Raw genomic sequence first — 14,322 nt, forward strand, 5'->3', positions numbered from 1 at the left:
CGGTGGACCTCTGTAGTCTGATCGATCGCAACGCGGCGTTTTCGCCAGACAAGACAGCCATTGCCTTCGAAGGGCAGCGGCTGAATTATGCAACGCTCGCCACACGCATCGAGCGGACCGCCACCGCTTTAAAACGGGAACTGGGCGTCGGTCGCGGCGACCGCGTCGCGATCCTGAGCCTGAACCGGCCGGATTACCTGGTTCTGCTCTACGCGTGCGCGCGGCTTGGCGCGATGCTGGTGCCGCTGAACTGGCGGCTAGCCGTCGCCGAGCAACTCTTCATTCTCACCGATGCCGGCGCCAAGGTCCTGGTGCTCGAGCAGGCATTCGAGGGAGTTCTCCCCGAGCTTGCGCAGACTGCGCCGGGAACAGCCGTCGTCGGCCTCGATTTCTCGCCGACGCGAGGTACGACATTTGGAGACCTGCTGGCTCGTGCCGAGGGGGATGGCCGCAATCCACACACCGATCTCTCCTGCCCGCTCCTCATTGTCTATACGTCAGGCACGACCGGACGGCCGAAAGGCGCAGTTCTGCGGCAGGAGGCGCTGTTCTGGAACGGCGTCATGAGCCAGCACATGCACAACATGACGTCGGACGATCATGTGCTGACGGTGCTGCCGTTCTTCCACGTCGGCGGCCTCAACATCCAGACCACGCCGGCCCTCCAGCTTGGCGCAACCGTCACGATCCATGCCCGCTTCACGCCGGATACCGCGCTCGCCGCGATCGAGCACGAACGACCGACCCTGACGGTCATGGTGCCGGCGATCATCCAGGCGGTGAGCGAGCATCCCGACTGGGCCACGGCCGATCTTTCATCACTGAAGGCCGTCGCCACCGGCTCGACCATCGTGCCGCCACACCTGATCGATCGTTTCGTTGCGCGCGGCGTTCCCGTGCTCCAGGTCTACGGCTCGACGGAGACCTGTCCCATCGGCATCTACACGCGCCTTGGCGGCGATCTTTCGCGCGCAGGATCGACCGGACTTGCCGGCCTGTGCTGCGAAGCGAAGGTGATCGATCAGGCCGGTAACGAAGCGCCCGCGGGCACGCCAGGCGAGATAGTGGTGCGCGGGCCCAACGTGTTCTTCGAGTATTGGGGTAATGCGGACGCAACGCGGGATGCGTTGCATGACGGCTGGTATCGTACCGGCGATATCGGACTGTGCGATACCGACGGCTATTTCTGGGTCCGCGACCGCAAGAAAAACATGATCATTTCCGGGGGAGAGAACGTCTATCCGGCGGAAGTCGAGCGCGTCCTGCTCGAACACCCCGATGTCAGCGAGTGCGCCGTGATCGGCAGGCCCGACCCGCGCTGGGATGAAGTGCCGGTTGCCTATGTCCTGCCGCGCCGCGGATGCCGGCCCGAACCGGATGAATTGAAAGCTCATCTGCAGGGACAACTCGCGCGCTACAAGATTCCGCGAGACATCGTCTTCGTCACCGACCTGCCGCGCACGGCGCTGGGCAAGGTCCAGCATTTCCTGCTGAAGCAGCTTGATGCGCAGTCGCGTGCGCAAGGAGAAACATCTTGAAGATTGCGGTCCTGGGTGGGGGAAACGGCTCTTTCGCGGCCGCGGGCGATTTTGCGCTGTCGGGACATGAGGTCCGGCTCTGGCGCCGTGACACCGATCAGGTCGCAGCACATCGTGCCGCCGGCTCGCGCATCCAGTTGAAGGATCACAACGGCCGGCACGACGTCAAGCTTGAGTTGGTCACGACCGACATTGCCGAAGCCGTGAGCGGGACCGAGCTCATCCTGTGCCCTGCCCCCGCCTTCGCGCAGCCGGATATCGCGCGTCTGCTTGCGCCGCATTTGCGGGACGGCCAGGTCGTATTTCTGCCGCCGGCGACATTCGGCTCGATGATCTTCGCCCTGGCCGCGCGAGATATCGGCAACCGCGCCAAGGCAAGCTTTGCCGAGACCGGCACGCTGCCCTGGCTGACCCGCAAACACGGACCGTTCGAGGTTGCGATCACCATCCGCGCCAAGCGGCTGCCGGTTGGCGTGTTCCCACTCGATCAGGCGCCGCATGCGCTTGAAGTCATCGGGCGCGCCTTCCCGGATGCAATTGAGCCTTGCGGAGACGCTCTGTCAGGGGCGCTGATGAATGCCGGCCCCATAATTCACCCACCGCTGATCGTGATGAACGCGGGGCCAATCGAGAATTTCGAGCGATGGGACATCCACAAGGAAGGGACGCAAGCCGCGATCCGCCGGGTCACCGACACGCTCGACGCAGAGCGGATCGCGGTGCGCGAGGCGCTCGGCTATGGCGCACCGCATTTTCCGCTCGCCCATCACTATGCGAAGGACGGTGAGATCTGGATGTATGGCCGCGGCTCGCATGACCGCCTGACCGATTCCGGCGACTGGCGAGAACGCATCGTGCTGACCGAGCACCGCTACATGCGCGAGGATTTGCGACTTGGGTTGTCGCTGCTGGTGTCTGTTGCCGGCCTGGTGGGCGTGGCCACACCACTGGCCACTGCCTTCCTAACCATCGGCGGCGCAATCTGCGGCGAAGATTTTTCGCGAGGAGGTCGGACCCTTGCTGCACTTGGGCTCGCCGATCTCGGCAAAGCCGAGTTGCTGATGCTTCTTCGCCAGGGATTTTGACCGATGACCAGCCGCGCCAACATTGCCTGTCTTGGGGCCGGCCGCATGGGACGCGGCATCGCCGTCGCGTTCGCCTACGCGGGGCATACTGCCACGATGATCGACATCAAGGCCCGTTCAGTGGACGACTTCATCAAGCTGGAGGCAGACGCGCTCGGCGAGGTCAGGAAGACTTTTGCCAGTCTGTCAAAGCTGGGGCTCCTGACCGAGGCAGATGTCGATCCGCTCATCGCTCGGGTCTCGGTGGTGCCAGCCAGCCAGAGCGCGGCGGCGCTGTCCGAAGCCGGAATGGTGTTCGAGGGCGTTCCTGAAGTCGTCGAGCTCAAGCGAGAAGTGCTGAGCGCGGCTTCAAAGCAGGTCGGCCCGGACACGATCATTGCATCGACGACGTCGACGATCCTCGTCGATGATTTGTCCGGCGCGATCGAAAACCCTCGCCGCTTCCTCAACGTGCATTGGCTCAACCCGGCCTATCTGATCCCGCTGGTCGAGGTTTCGCCCGGAAAAGCCACCGACCCTGCCATCGTCGACGAGGTCAAAGTGCTCCTCGAAGGCATCGGCAAGGTACCAGTGGTCTGCGCGGCAACGCCGGGCTTCATCGTTCCGCGTATCCAGGCGCTGGCGATGAACGAAGCCGCGCGTATGGTCGAGGAAGGCGTCGCCAGCGCGGAGGAGATCGACAAGGCGATCCGTTACGGTTTCGGCTTCCGCTATGCCGTTCTCGGGCTGCTCGAATTCATCGACTGGGGCGGCGGCGATATTCTCTACTATGCCAGCCGCTATCTCGAAGGCGCACTCGGCAGCGACCGCTATCGCGCACCCGACGTCATCTCACGCAACATGCATGAGGGCCGGATCGGCCTGCGTACGGGCGCCGGCTTCCTCGACTATTCAGGCATGGACGTCGATGCCTATCGGGTGAAACGGCTTCAGGCGATGGTCGACCTGCTCCGGCATTTCGAGCTGGCGCGCCCGCCCGTGCTCGATCGCAGCTAACCGAAGACGTCCTGGAGCACGCCCTCCCGCACCACCGGCACGCCGTCGAGCTCGATCGTCGTTCCCATCATCGGAAGATCGAAATGGCCTGCTGTGTAGCGGCCGGCGAATTCGTTTGCCCCGGTCGAGAACAGGAAATTGCCGGACACGGCGCGAATCTCCGTACCGTTGGTGTCGCGCTGGTCATACATCGAGAGCGCTTCATAGCGCGCGCCCGGGTTCATGCCGAAGCCGACATGCGAGACCGCATAAGCTTCCCGATCTCCCCAGGCCGCAAGATAAGCGCGCATCATCGCGGCATCCGTACCCTCGCCTTCCAGCTCGACGACATAATCGTCTTTCAGCGTCATCTTCACTGGCGACGTCAGGTAGCGCTTGAATGTCAGATTGATGTCGCCGGGCGCCATCACCAGCGTGCCGTTGATCGTTCCACTCTTGGGAAAGCTGACGACAATGCCGCCCGGCCAGTGCGCCAGCGTGCCGGGCTTGTCGGTCCAGCCCCAGACTCCGACGGTCGAAGCACCGACCATGTCAACGTCGAGCGCTGTGCCGGCCTTGGATGTGACCCGCATCCGCTTGCTCCCCCGCAGCATCTTGGCAGCCGCGCGAACTCGCTTTTCGAGCGCGGTATCCGGCACCATGCGTTCCAGCGCCTCGGGGTGTTCGTTGGAGATCACTAGGATCCGTGCGCCGGCCTTCAGGATCTCGGGCGTCTCCGCCGCATGCATCAGGCCCTCGATGGTGCAATCCACCACAAAGCCCGCCTGCTGAAGCGCAGTGATCACTGGACCAAGCTTCTGGATCGCCTCACTTGCTCCGGTCGAGCGAACCGGGACGATATTCCTGTTGCGCGGAGTCGGCATGACCACGTGAAACGGCCGGGCTCCCATCCGCAGCAGCGCGAGTTCCGCCAGATGCACGTTCAGCGCGCGTGACTGAGTTTCCGACAGGATCGCTGCGGTATCGCCGGCCTTGACGGCGCAACGCTCGAATATCTCGCAAAATGCGTCGATCCATTTTGCCTCGATGCGATCAGCCAGCATGGTCCACTCCCGGTCTTCTGGTTTCTTGTTAGTCAATCACGCTTCGGGAAAGCCTCGTAAGAGGTACGATCGCAAGGCGCCCAACAGGCCGTTCAGGATCAACCCCAGAAGCGAGATGGTAATCAGCGGCACGAACATATCGACCGCCTGGAAGGTGCGGGCCGCCGTCACGAGGGCATGGCCCAGCCCGTCCGTCGACGTGATCATCTCGGCCAGAAACACCACGATGCAGGAAATGACAAGGCCGATCCGGCATCCGGTCAGGACCGACGGCATCGCCGCCGGCAGCACCACCTTGAACAGGATCTCATAACGCGGCGTACCTGCTGCCATCGCCGACCAGATCAGCTTCTGCTCCACCGTCGACGCGCCGTAATAGGTGGACAATAGAATGGGAAACAGCGCGTCTGCGGCCACCAACGTGATCTTCGACCCGTGGCCGAAGCCCAGCAATAGCAGGAGCGCCGGATAGAGAGCGACTTTTGGTAACGGCGCCAATACGCGCACAATCGGCCGGACCACGGCATTGATCGCCGGACTGGCCGCAGCCGCAATGCCAATGCTGACGCCGAGCACGACCGCAATGGCGAAACCGGCGAATAACCGGATCAGGGTCGCCGCGATCTCTTGCTGAAACGTCCAATTCACGAGTTGTTGGAGCAGCCGGCTGAAGACAAAACCCGGCGGCGGCAACAAGACCGCGGGCGCAAAGCCAAATGACACGAGGCCCTGCCACACCGCGATCACCAGCAAGATCGGCGCGAGCCCAAGCAGGACATTTGTCGGGATTAAGCGCGATGTCATGAGAAGCTCAGCGGCATGTCGAACTGAGGCTCGGACCAGCGCACCAGCCGCGCGCGGACCCGCTCGAAGATCGCATCGAGGCAGATTCCCATCGCTCCAACGATGATGATCATCGCGAACACGGTATCGTACTGGCCCATGTCTAGCGCATTGAACAGGATGTTCCCGGCCCCCGACTGGCGGGCGATCATCTCGCTGGTAATCATCGTGATCAGCGCCAGCACGAGCCCCGTGCGGCACCCGGTCAGAATCTCCGGCAGCGCCGCCGGAAGCACGATCCGCACCAGGCGTTGCACCGATGAAAGCCCCATCGCAGCGCCCGACCACAGCATCTTCTCCTCGACGGCCTTGGCGCCTTCAAAGCTGTGATAAATCACCGGCAGGCTGACGCCGAGGAAGATCACGAGCGTCTTCGTGATGTCGCCGACACCGAGCCACAGCATGATGATCGGCATCAAGGCTGCCTTCGGCACGGGGTAGATCACCATCAGGAGTGGGTTGAAGAAAGCCGCGACAGCCCGGCTCCGCCCCATCAACAAACCGAGTGGAATCGAAACGAGCACGGCTATGGCGAACCCGATTGCCATGCGGCGGAGCGAGGCCAGGATGTTGATCAACGACTCCTTGTCGCCAAGGATGTCCGGGATAGCACGGATCGCCTCAATCGCCGTCGGAAAGCTGTCGTTCTTCAGCGCGAGCGACGCGACCTGCCATGCCGCCAGCAGCCCGATGCACGCGAACACGGGAGCGGCACGTCTGGCGGCGGCGGCCAGCGATGTCATGACCGCGATCCGGGGTCGTCGACCTCGTCGAACATGCGCTCGATGTCGACGACGTATTTCTGGTAGCGCGGATCGAGCAACAGCTCATTGCGGCGACGAGGCCGAGGCAGATCGATGTCGATTACCTGCCGGATGCGGCCCGGAGATTTCGACATCATCACGACCTTGTCCGACAAGAAGACGGCCTCGTCGACCGAATGGGTCACGAACAGCACCGTCTTGCGGTCACGCTCCCAGATGTTCAGGAGATCATTTTGCAGTCGCGTCCGGGTGTGCGCGTCGAGCGCGCCGAACGGCTCGTCCATCAACAGAACCTCGGGATGGTAGGCGAGCGTTCGCGCCAGCGCCACCCGCTGCTTCATGCCGCCCGATAGTTCCTTGGGATAGAAGTTCTCGTAGCCCTTTAGGCCAACCATCTCGATCAAGGCCCGGCTCTGCACTTCCGCCTCGGTGGGGCGCACGCCCTGTTGGCGAGGGCCGTACATCACGTTCCCCAAGACCGTCTTCCACGGAAACAGTGCGAATTCCTGAAATACCGGACCGCGATCCGGACCGGGCCCGGTGATCGTCTTCCCCTTCATCTTCGCCCCACCACTGGTCGGGCTGACAAAACCGCCGACGATGTAGAGCAGCGTCGACTTGCCACAGCCGGACGGTCCGAGGATGGAGACGAAGGCGCCCTCTTCGATCGTCAGCGAGATGTCCGATAGCGCCAAATGATCCTTGCGCGCCGAGGTCTGGAAGACCTGAGAGACGCGGTCGATCTCGATGATCGCAGAAGCCGGCCTTTGTGACGTCACCGGTCCCACCCATTCGTTCGATCTCGAAGGCACTACCTTCATCAGTCTCTCGTTTCACTCGCGCGTAACGTCGCGCGACCCGTTTGCCGAATGTCCTCCGTCAGCAGGATGAGCTTAGCAAGAAACTTGCCAGACAGGCGGGTCATATTCGCATGGATACGTCACGTCATTCGAACCAGGGCCATTCCGCCGGGCCGGTATGCGTGACGGCTCCGCCCGGTGCCTGCCCAACCAGTCGCGCATATTTTGCGAGCGCGCCTGCGCGATGACGCGGCGGTCGCTGCTTCCAGTCGCGTCGGCGCGCAGCGAGTTCCTGCTCGTCGACCAGCATATCCATTCGACGGTTTGCAGCATCAATCCGGATCGTATCGCCGTCGCGAACGAGCGCCAGCGGACCGCCGACAAACGCCTCCGGAGATACATAGCCGATACACATCCCGCGGGTCGCACCGGAGAACCGGCCATCCGTGATGAGGGCGACCCTTTCGCCCATCCCCTGTCCATAGATCAGCGCGGTGACGCCGAGCATCTCCCGCATGCCAGGGCCGCCGACCGGTCCCTCATTGCGGATCACGAGCACCTCGCCCGCCTTGTAGCTGCGGTCCCGAACCGCTTTGACGCAGGCTTCTTCATCCTCGAACACACGAGCGACGCCCTCGAAGGACTGACTCTTCAGGCCCGCGACCTTGATCACCGCACCGTCCGGACAGAGGTTACCCTTCAAAACCGCCACGCCACCATCGGGCATGATCGGCGCGCGAGACGCATAAACGACCTCGCCATCGGGCGCGTTGGCAGCGCCATATTCTTCAGCAAGCGTGCGACCCGTGATGGTAATGCAGCTGCCGTCGATGTGGCCGCTCTGGATCAGCTCGCGGATCACCACGGCGGCGCCGCCGATATCGTAGACGTCCTTTGCCGTGTACTTGCCGCCTGGCCGCAGATTTCCGATCAGCGGCGTTCTGGCAAAGACTTCACCGACATCATCGATCGTAAAAGCAATACCGGCCTCATTAGCGATTGCGGGCAAATGCAGCGCAGCGTTGGTCGAGCCACCCGTGGCCGCAACGATCGCCGCACCGTTCTCCAAGGATTTCCGCGTCACGATGTCGCGCGGCAGCGGCCCGCCCCGTTCCAGCATGTCCATGATCAGGCGTCCGGCGCCCCGCGAGATCTGCGCGCGCTCGGCGTAGACACCAGGCACCATCGAGACGTTGGGAATAGTGAGGCCCATTGCCTCCGACACCATCCCCATCGTGTTCGCGGTGAACTGGCCGGCACACGCACCGATGGTCGGCAGGCAGGCCCGCTCGATCCGCTCGAGCGTTGCGCCGTCGATCTCCCCGGTCATGAAGCTGCCGACGGCCTCGTAGGAGTCGAGCACCGTCAGGGTCCGCCCGTCCACCCGCCCCGGCAACGAGCTGCCGCCATAGATGAAAATGGACGGCACGTTGCAGCGAACCATGCCCATCATCACGCCGGGAAGCGTCTTGTCGCATCCGCCATACCCGATCAGCGCATCATAGGCGAGCCCATGGACGACAGCCTCGATCGAGTCGGCGATCAGCTCGCGCGAAAACAGCGAGAACTTCATCCCCTCGTGATTCATGCTGATGCCGTCGGAGACCGACACGGTCGAGAATTCACGCGGCGTGCCACCAGCCTCCTCGATTCCCGTCTTGGCCGCGGCCACCTGGAAATCATGGGTCATGTTGCACGGCGTCTGCTCGCCCTTCATGCTGACGACGCCGACCATCGGCTTGGCAATCGCTGCATCATCGAGCCCCATTGCGCGCATGAATGCGCGATGTGGGGCCCGATCGAGTCCATCGGTCGTTATCCGTGATCGCAACTTCTTCATTCGAGCATCTTCTTTGTGCAAAGTCCCGGATGACCCGAGACATTGCGATCTCCGTGTTCCGATAATCTGCGCCACTTATTCCAGCGGAGCGACGATCGTCGGGTGCTTGAACTGCGCGACGTCCAGTTTCGGGAGCATCCCCGTCTCCGCGTAGATATCCAGCATCTTCTGGATCGCGGGGAAGTTCGGCGCCGCGCCCGAGTCGCGCCCGAAATCGTTATCCTTGAGCAGATAGGTCTCGAGCACCGGAATGGGCGCTTTCAGGACTTCATTGACGACCTTCAAGGTCTCTTCGCGGTTCGCCAGCGCCTTCTTCATGCCTGACGTGATATCGCGAACATAAGCCTTGACCAGCTCCGGATTCTTGTCGACGAAATCGGCACGGCACGCTTCCAGGATGTGCACGATGTTCGGCATGGCCTGCGACAGCGAAAACAGTTTGCGGGTGCCGCCCTTCGCCTCCGCGCGTGCGGCAAACGGCTGGTTCATGTTGACCGCGTCGACGCGGCCCTGGCGGAGCGCATCTTCTGACACGGCAAAGCCGACCTCGACCAGCTTGATATCCTTGGCCGGATCGACGCCATTCTGCTTCAGGAGCAGGTTGAAGGGCCCCTGCGTGCCGCCGCCGATCACGGAAATGCCGACGGTTTTGCCCTTGAGGTCGGCTATGGTCTTGATTGGCGAGTCGTCCATCACCGCCCAATAGACCGAGAAACCGCCGGGCTTCTCGAAGACGTGCTGAGCCACGATGTAGGCCTTGAGATTGCCGCCAACCACGCCGTTGGAGAGCGACAGCGGCGCCTGCGTCGCGCAATCCAGAGCGCCTGCGGCCAATGCCTGGGTCATCGGCGCGGTGCCCTGAAATTGGGTCCATTCGATGTTGTAGGTTTTGCCGATATTGGGAAACTCAGCCGGGCGGCGCATCATCCAGTATTTGGATTCCTCGGCCGGGATCGTCCAGCCGACGCGGATCGTCTGCTGCGCCCGTGAGGGACTTGCGCCGGCAATCACGGCCGCCGCCGTCCCTAATGCCAGCATCCACCTCGAAACCGTTCGCATCGCGCCCACTCCGTTGCTCCGACGCCGAACGGCGCCACCAACCCGACGGACGCAAATGTTTCATGGTTCAAACAATCAAGCAAGCCATGCAAGCCGGTCCGGTTTCGCGGCGAGCTGCGCCATGTATGATAAGGCGTCGCTCGCGCGCCGTTGCGCTGCGACGGAAGGAGGCAACCTATGGCTGATGCGAGCAAGACAAACCCGCAGGGCGTCGATAGGCTCGGCTATGTCGGCCTTGGGCTCATGGGCACGCCCATGACCCGGCGCCTGCTCAAGGCCGGCTATCAGGTCACTGTCTGGAACCGTTCGGAGGGCAAGGTCGCTCCGCTCGTCGAAGCCGGCGCCAAGCGCGCAGCCACCCCCCGCGACGTTATGGCGGACTCGGACATCGTCTTCATGTGTGTGACGGATGCCGCAGCCGTCGAGGAGGTGCTTTTCGGGCCGGAAGGTCTTTCGGCGGTGCGCGGCCCGGGCAAGCTCGTCGTCGATTTTTCGTCGATCCACCCCGACGCCGCGCGCAATCTCGCAATGCGACTGAAAGACGCGAGCGGCACGGGTTGGATTGATGCACCGGTATCCGGCGGCACCAAGGGCGCCGAGGAAGGCACGCTTGCAATCATGGCCGGAGGAGAAGCGGCCGACATCGAGAGGGTCCGCCCCTACATCCTCGCCATGGCACGCAGATTCACCCACATGGGGCCGATTGGCGCCGGCCAGACCACCAAACTGTGCAACCAGGTGATCGTCGGATGCGCGATGGCCGTCCTAGCCGAGGCAACACGCCTCGCGGTGAACGCGGGAATTGACGCCAGCCGTTTGCCGGAAGCACTTGCCGGCGGCTTTGCGGATTCCATTCCGCTGCAGCTCTTCGTGCCGCGAATGGTTCAGGGCATTCACTCACCGCCGCTCGGTCACATCGCCACGATGCTCAAGGACCTCGATACGGTCGCCGATGTCGCGCAGACGACATCAACGGCGGTACCGATGGCATCGCTTGCGGGACAGCTTTTCAGACTGGCAAAAGCTGCGCGCGGCGCAGAGGCGGACGCGCTGGAGATCTACAAGCTTTCGGCGGCAGAGCATTGAGCCGTCGCGCGCCAAAGCGCGTTACGGCGACTTCTTGCGTTCGTCGTCAGCGAGGAACCGGCCATACGTCCCCCGCGCAAACAGCAGAGGTTCCGAGGTATTGTAGGAATAGGCCTCAACCGCCCCGAGAAAGATCACGTGGTCTCCGCCATAATAGCGGTTGACCGATCGGCACTGAAAGCTGGCAACGCTCTCGGCGAGCACCGGAGCGTTACCGAGACCTGGCACCCAGTCGATACCTGCGAACTTGTCCTCGGACGATTTTGAAAATTTGTTCGCAAGCGCCTGTTGCGAAGTGCCAAGAATGTGAACGGTGAAATGGCTTGCGTTCTGAAACACGCTCAGGCTCGAAGAATAAACTCCGAGGCTCCAGAGGACCAAAGGAGGATTCAAGGAGACCGATGCAAAGGAATTGCAGGTAATGCCATAGGGCTTTCCATCAGGAGCCGCGGCAGTGATGATCGTCACGCCCGTTCCGTAAGTGCCGAGCGCGTTGCGAAAATCACGAGGGTCGATCGACGAGCTGTCACTCGCGAGTTCGTTGGATGGATCGGGAACGGCCGGCTGCTTCGGCAGATCATTCATCGGCCGGCCTCACAGCGTGAGGTTCTCGGACGGCAGGCCCAGTGCCACGCGTCCATAATTGGTTCCAGCCGCATCGAAGTTGAACGCGAGATGCGAGTTGATCGCGTGCGCATCCCGGAACTGCCGCTGCAACACACCCGTCGTGAACAGGCCGCGCGCTCCGCTCGCCGCGAACAGCATCGAAACAGCTTCGGTGCACAGATTGACCGAAAAAGCCCCGTCACGCCGATATCTGGTCTTGGTCGCCATATCTGGAATATGACCGCGTCTCGCCTCTTCCATGGCATTGGTGCAGGCCGAGCGCATGATGAGGCGCGCAGCGTCGATCTTTGCGGAGGCCTCCGCGATCTTGATCTGTGTGCTTTGAAAGTCGCTCAGCTTGGCATGGTTGTAGGTGGAAATGCGATGCCGCGCGACCTCGACATAGTCGTTCAGGCACGCCTGCGCATTCCCGAGCGCGACGCCGGACAGGACGTAAGGAAATAGCGAGAACACAGGTAGCGCATACAACGGATTGGGATTAATCCTGCTTCCCGGCGTCCTGCCGCCGGTAAGCTCGCCGACCGCGACCGTCATATCGTCGGCCACGAAGGCGTCCCGCACTTCCACGTCGCAAGAGCCCGTACCGCGCAGGCCTGCGACGTTCCAGGTGTCGAGTATTTTGTAGTCACCCTTCGGGAGCAAAAATATCCGATACTCGATGCCGTCTGCCTCATCGTCGGAGGAAACCACGCTTGCGAGCATGTTCCAATCGCAGGACGCCACGCCGGAAGAGAATGGCCAGCTTCCGTGCAGCCGGTATCCGCCATCAACCCTCGTGGCGCGGCCCGCAGGAAAGATGAACGAGGATGCAATCAGCGCGTCAGGATCACGGCCCCAGACCAGGTCCTGCGCCTTTTGCTTGAACATGCCGAGCATCCAGTGATGGCTTGCCAGATTGGCAAGATTCCAGGCCACCGACGCGTCCGCCTGTCCGAGCAGATCGGCGCAGTCGATCAGGGCGACATAGTCGAGTTCGGCACCGCCGATGCGCTTGGGCTGGAGCATCCGGAACAAGCCGGCGTCGTGCAGATCCCGCTCAGTCTCTGGCGGAAGGCATCGCAGTTCTTCAGTTCGGGCCGCCCGCTCTCGCAGTTGTGGCAAAAGCGCCCGAGCCTTCGCGGTCATGGCCGCATAGGCGCGTTCGCCGGATTCCGGCCCCGCACACTGGCCCGTGCTCGGGTCTTGACCAGGCGCCATTCGCATCCCTCGCTTCCCCACACTTATGCGGCGGGAACCTCGCCAAATCAAGCCGATGCAATGCGAGTGCGGGGCAACTGCCGAGAACCCAAAACAAATCGGCAATCGGCAAGCCGCACGCTGCCGCCCCCGGCGAGGTTAATCGCCCGGGCTTCAGACCGAGGGCTTGCCCGCCCCAAAGGCCCCTCTTTGGGCAAATTCCGTGATCCGACGCTGGTCGTAACCCAGCGTATTACGCAAGATGCTCTCGGTATGCTCTCCCAGCAAGGGCGCCGCCACGGGATCAATCGCACCGGTCAGACTCATGGCAATCGGTGTTTCAATGTTGGGGACCCAGTCCGCGGTCGGATGCGGAATCCGGCTCAGGCGATGGCGGTCGCGAGCTTCGGGTGCGTTAAAACCCTCTTCGACGGTGCGGAGATAACCGACCGGGATATTGGCCAGTTTCATCTTCGCCATCCAGTTCTCAAGGGTGTCGCTTGCAAAGACCTCCGCGATGGCTGCCCGCAGCAGTTCCTTGTTCTCCGAACGCGCCTTGCGCGTCGCAAATTGTGGCTCGCTGATCAGATCGGGCCGGTTCAACACCTCGACGACCAACCGGCGATAGAGCCGGTCGTTGGCGCAGGCCATGTAGAGAGGCCCATCCGAGGCCTCGTAGACGCCGACGGTAGGCGACCCGCTCGGCGAGTTTCCGAACCGGCCGGGGTTTTCGCCACTGATCAGATAGGCCATGCCATAGAAGCCAGTCATCGCCATTGCGATGTCGAACAGGGCAACTTCAACGTGCTGTCCACGCCCAAGCCGATCCCGCGCCAGCAGGGCCAGAAGGATGGCGTTACAGGCCGACATCCCCGTCGCAATGTCGACGATGGGTGGACCCGTCCGAACCGGAGGACCGTCAGCAAATCCGTTCAGCGACATGAAGCCGCTTTCGGCTTGCGTGATCGGATCAAAACCAGGGCGCGAAGCGAACGGTCCTGTACGTCCATAGGCGGAGATCGAGCAATAGACCAGCCGCGGGTTGAGAGGCGCGACGGCCCCGTAGTCGAGGCCAAATTTCTTCATAACCCCGCTTGAAAAATTCTCGACGACCACATCCGCCTTGCGGATCAGATCCAGCGCGATTTCGCGGGCCTCAGGCACGGCGAGGTCGAGCGAAATGCCGCGCTTGTTGCGGTTCAAACTGAGGTAGGCGGCGCTCTCGCCACCTGTTTCGGCGTGTTCATACGCGCGCGTGTCGTCGCCGCCGTCCGGATTCTCGATTTTGATGACGTGCGCGCCGAAATCAGCGAGCGTCTGCGTGCAGGCCGGCCCTGCGACGACGCGCGTGAAGTCGACGACCAATAGGCCGTCGAGCGCGGTTGGCCCGCCTGTCGTCCGCGACGAACGTTCCGGCAATTGAGGCTTGGTGGGCATCGACAGCGCTCCCTTACATCGGCTTATC

The 14,322-nt window shown here is 62.5% G+C and carries 13 protein-coding genes; 4 read left to right on the plus strand and 9 right to left on the minus strand.

Annotated features, from left to right (window positions below):
* Window positions 1–2: 2 nt before the first annotated feature.
* The 3 genes from PMI42_RS14235 to PMI42_RS14245 are packed head-to-tail and all read left to right on the plus strand — an operon-like array spanning window position 3 to window position 3,619.
* Entirely contained in the window at window positions 3–1,538 is a 1,536-nt protein-coding gene (locus tag PMI42_RS14235; RefSeq protein WP_008135184.1) for a class I adenylate-forming enzyme family protein, read from the plus strand.
* Window positions 1,535–2,623: an NAD/NADP-dependent octopine/nopaline dehydrogenase family protein gene (locus PMI42_RS14240; RefSeq protein ID WP_008135185.1), complete on the plus strand. Its 1,089-nt coding sequence runs from the start codon at window positions 1,535–1,537 to the stop codon at window positions 2,621–2,623. Before PMI42_RS14235 ends, PMI42_RS14240 begins: the two co-directional genes overlap by 4 nt.
* A gap of 3 nt (window positions 2,624–2,626) precedes the next feature.
* On the plus strand, window positions 2,627–3,619 hold the full coding sequence (locus tag PMI42_RS14245) for a 3-hydroxybutyryl-CoA dehydrogenase (RefSeq protein ID WP_008135186.1): 993 nt from the start codon (window positions 2,627–2,629) through the stop codon (window positions 3,617–3,619).
* Here PMI42_RS14245 and PMI42_RS14250 read toward each other — a convergent pair.
* From PMI42_RS14250 to PMI42_RS14275, 6 genes are all read right to left on the minus strand, one after another.
* A complete protein-coding gene (locus PMI42_RS14250; RefSeq protein ID WP_008135188.1) occupies window positions 3,616–4,662 on the minus strand; it encodes a 2,5-dihydroxypyridine 5,6-dioxygenase NicX family protein in 1,047 nt (348 codons plus the stop codon). The two genes, PMI42_RS14245 and PMI42_RS14250, sit on opposite strands and share 4 nt — an antisense overlap.
* A gap of 36 nt (window positions 4,663–4,698) precedes the next feature.
* The gene (locus PMI42_RS14255; protein WP_008135190.1) at window positions 4,699–5,466 is read right to left on the minus strand and encodes an ABC transporter permease; all 768 of its coding nucleotides are present in this window, start codon (window positions 5,464–5,466) and stop codon (window positions 4,699–4,701) included.
* On the minus strand, window positions 5,463–6,248 hold the full coding sequence (locus tag PMI42_RS14260; protein ID WP_008135192.1) for an ABC transporter permease: 786 nt from the start codon (window positions 6,246–6,248) through the stop codon (window positions 5,463–5,465). The genes PMI42_RS14255 and PMI42_RS14260 overlap by 4 nt, the downstream gene beginning before the upstream one ends.
* A complete protein-coding gene (locus PMI42_RS14265) occupies window positions 6,245–7,090 on the minus strand; it encodes an ABC transporter ATP-binding protein (protein ID WP_008135195.1) in 846 nt (281 codons plus the stop codon). The genes PMI42_RS14260 and PMI42_RS14265 overlap by 4 nt, the downstream gene beginning before the upstream one ends.
* A 124-nt stretch (window positions 7,091–7,214) precedes the next feature.
* A complete protein-coding gene (ilvD, locus tag PMI42_RS14270) occupies window positions 7,215–8,909 on the minus strand; it encodes a dihydroxy-acid dehydratase (RefSeq protein ID WP_035965664.1) in 1,695 nt (564 codons plus the stop codon).
* A 75-nt stretch (window positions 8,910–8,984) separates the two neighbouring features.
* On the minus strand, window positions 8,985–9,968 hold the full coding sequence (locus tag PMI42_RS14275) for an ABC transporter substrate-binding protein (protein WP_008135199.1): 984 nt from the start codon (window positions 9,966–9,968) through the stop codon (window positions 8,985–8,987).
* Between the two features lie 177 nt (window positions 9,969–10,145).
* Here PMI42_RS14275 and PMI42_RS14280 point away from each other — a divergent pair, with 177 nt between their 5' ends.
* Complete coding sequence (locus PMI42_RS14280; RefSeq protein ID WP_008135201.1) at window positions 10,146–11,054, plus strand: NAD(P)-dependent oxidoreductase; 909 nt, start codon at window positions 10,146–10,148, stop codon at window positions 11,052–11,054.
* Window positions 11,055–11,075: 21 nt separating this feature from the next.
* Here PMI42_RS14280 and PMI42_RS14285 read toward each other — a convergent pair whose 3' ends face one another.
* The 3 genes from PMI42_RS14285 to PMI42_RS14295 all read right to left on the minus strand — a co-directional run bounded on the left by PMI42_RS14285 (window position 11,076) and on the right by PMI42_RS14295 (window position 14,294).
* Window positions 11,076–11,639: a flavin reductase family protein gene (locus PMI42_RS14285; RefSeq protein ID WP_008135204.1), complete on the minus strand. Its 564-nt coding sequence runs from the start codon at window positions 11,637–11,639 to the stop codon at window positions 11,076–11,078.
* Between the two features lie 9 nt (window positions 11,640–11,648).
* Window positions 11,649–12,878 carry an acyl-CoA dehydrogenase family protein gene (locus PMI42_RS14290; RefSeq protein WP_008135206.1) on the minus strand — a complete coding sequence of 410 codons (1,230 nt, stop codon included), beginning with the start codon at window positions 12,876–12,878 and terminating at the stop codon, window positions 11,649–11,651.
* Between the two features lie 153 nt (window positions 12,879–13,031).
* Complete coding sequence (locus PMI42_RS14295; protein WP_008135208.1) at window positions 13,032–14,294, minus strand: CaiB/BaiF CoA transferase family protein; 1,263 nt, start codon at window positions 14,292–14,294, stop codon at window positions 13,032–13,034.
* Window positions 14,295–14,322: the final 28 nt, after the last annotated feature.

The sequence above is a fragment of the Bradyrhizobium sp. YR681 genome, from assembly GCF_000282615.1.
Lineage (GTDB): Bacteria > Pseudomonadota > Alphaproteobacteria > Rhizobiales > Xanthobacteraceae > Bradyrhizobium.

Coding starts and splice junctions, on each gene's coding strand:
- PMI42_RS14245 (WP_008135186.1), top strand. CDS start 2,627: ATGACCAGCCGCGCCAACATTGCCTGTCTTGGGGCCGGCCGCATGGGA.
- PMI42_RS14250 (WP_008135188.1), bottom strand. CDS start 4,662: ATGCTGGCTGATCGCATCGAGGCAAAATGGATCGACGCATTTTGCGAG.
- PMI42_RS14255 (WP_008135190.1), bottom strand. CDS start 5,466: ATGACATCGCGCTTAATCCCGACAAATGTCCTGCTTGGGCTCGCGCCG.
- PMI42_RS14260 (WP_008135192.1), bottom strand. CDS start 6,248: ATGACATCGCTGGCCGCCGCCGCCAGACGTGCCGCTCCCGTGTTCGCG.
- PMI42_RS14265 (WP_008135195.1), bottom strand. CDS start 7,090: ATGAAGGTAGTGCCTTCGAGATCGAACGAATGGGTGGGACCGGTGACG.
- ilvD (WP_035965664.1), bottom strand. CDS start 8,909: ATGAAGAAGTTGCGATCACGGATAACGACCGATGGACTCGATCGGGCC.
- PMI42_RS14275 (WP_008135199.1), bottom strand. CDS start 9,968: ATGCGAACGGTTTCGAGGTGGATGCTGGCATTAGGGACGGCGGCGGCC.
- PMI42_RS14280 (WP_008135201.1), top strand. CDS start 10,146: ATGGCTGATGCGAGCAAGACAAACCCGCAGGGCGTCGATAGGCTCGGC.
- PMI42_RS14285 (WP_008135204.1), bottom strand. CDS start 11,639: ATGAATGATCTGCCGAAGCAGCCGGCCGTTCCCGATCCATCCAACGAA.
- PMI42_RS14290 (WP_008135206.1), bottom strand. CDS start 12,878: ATGGCGCCTGGTCAAGACCCGAGCACGGGCCAGTGTGCGGGGCCGGAA.
- PMI42_RS14295 (WP_008135208.1), bottom strand. CDS start 14,294: ATGCCCACCAAGCCTCAATTGCCGGAACGTTCGTCGCGGACGACAGGC.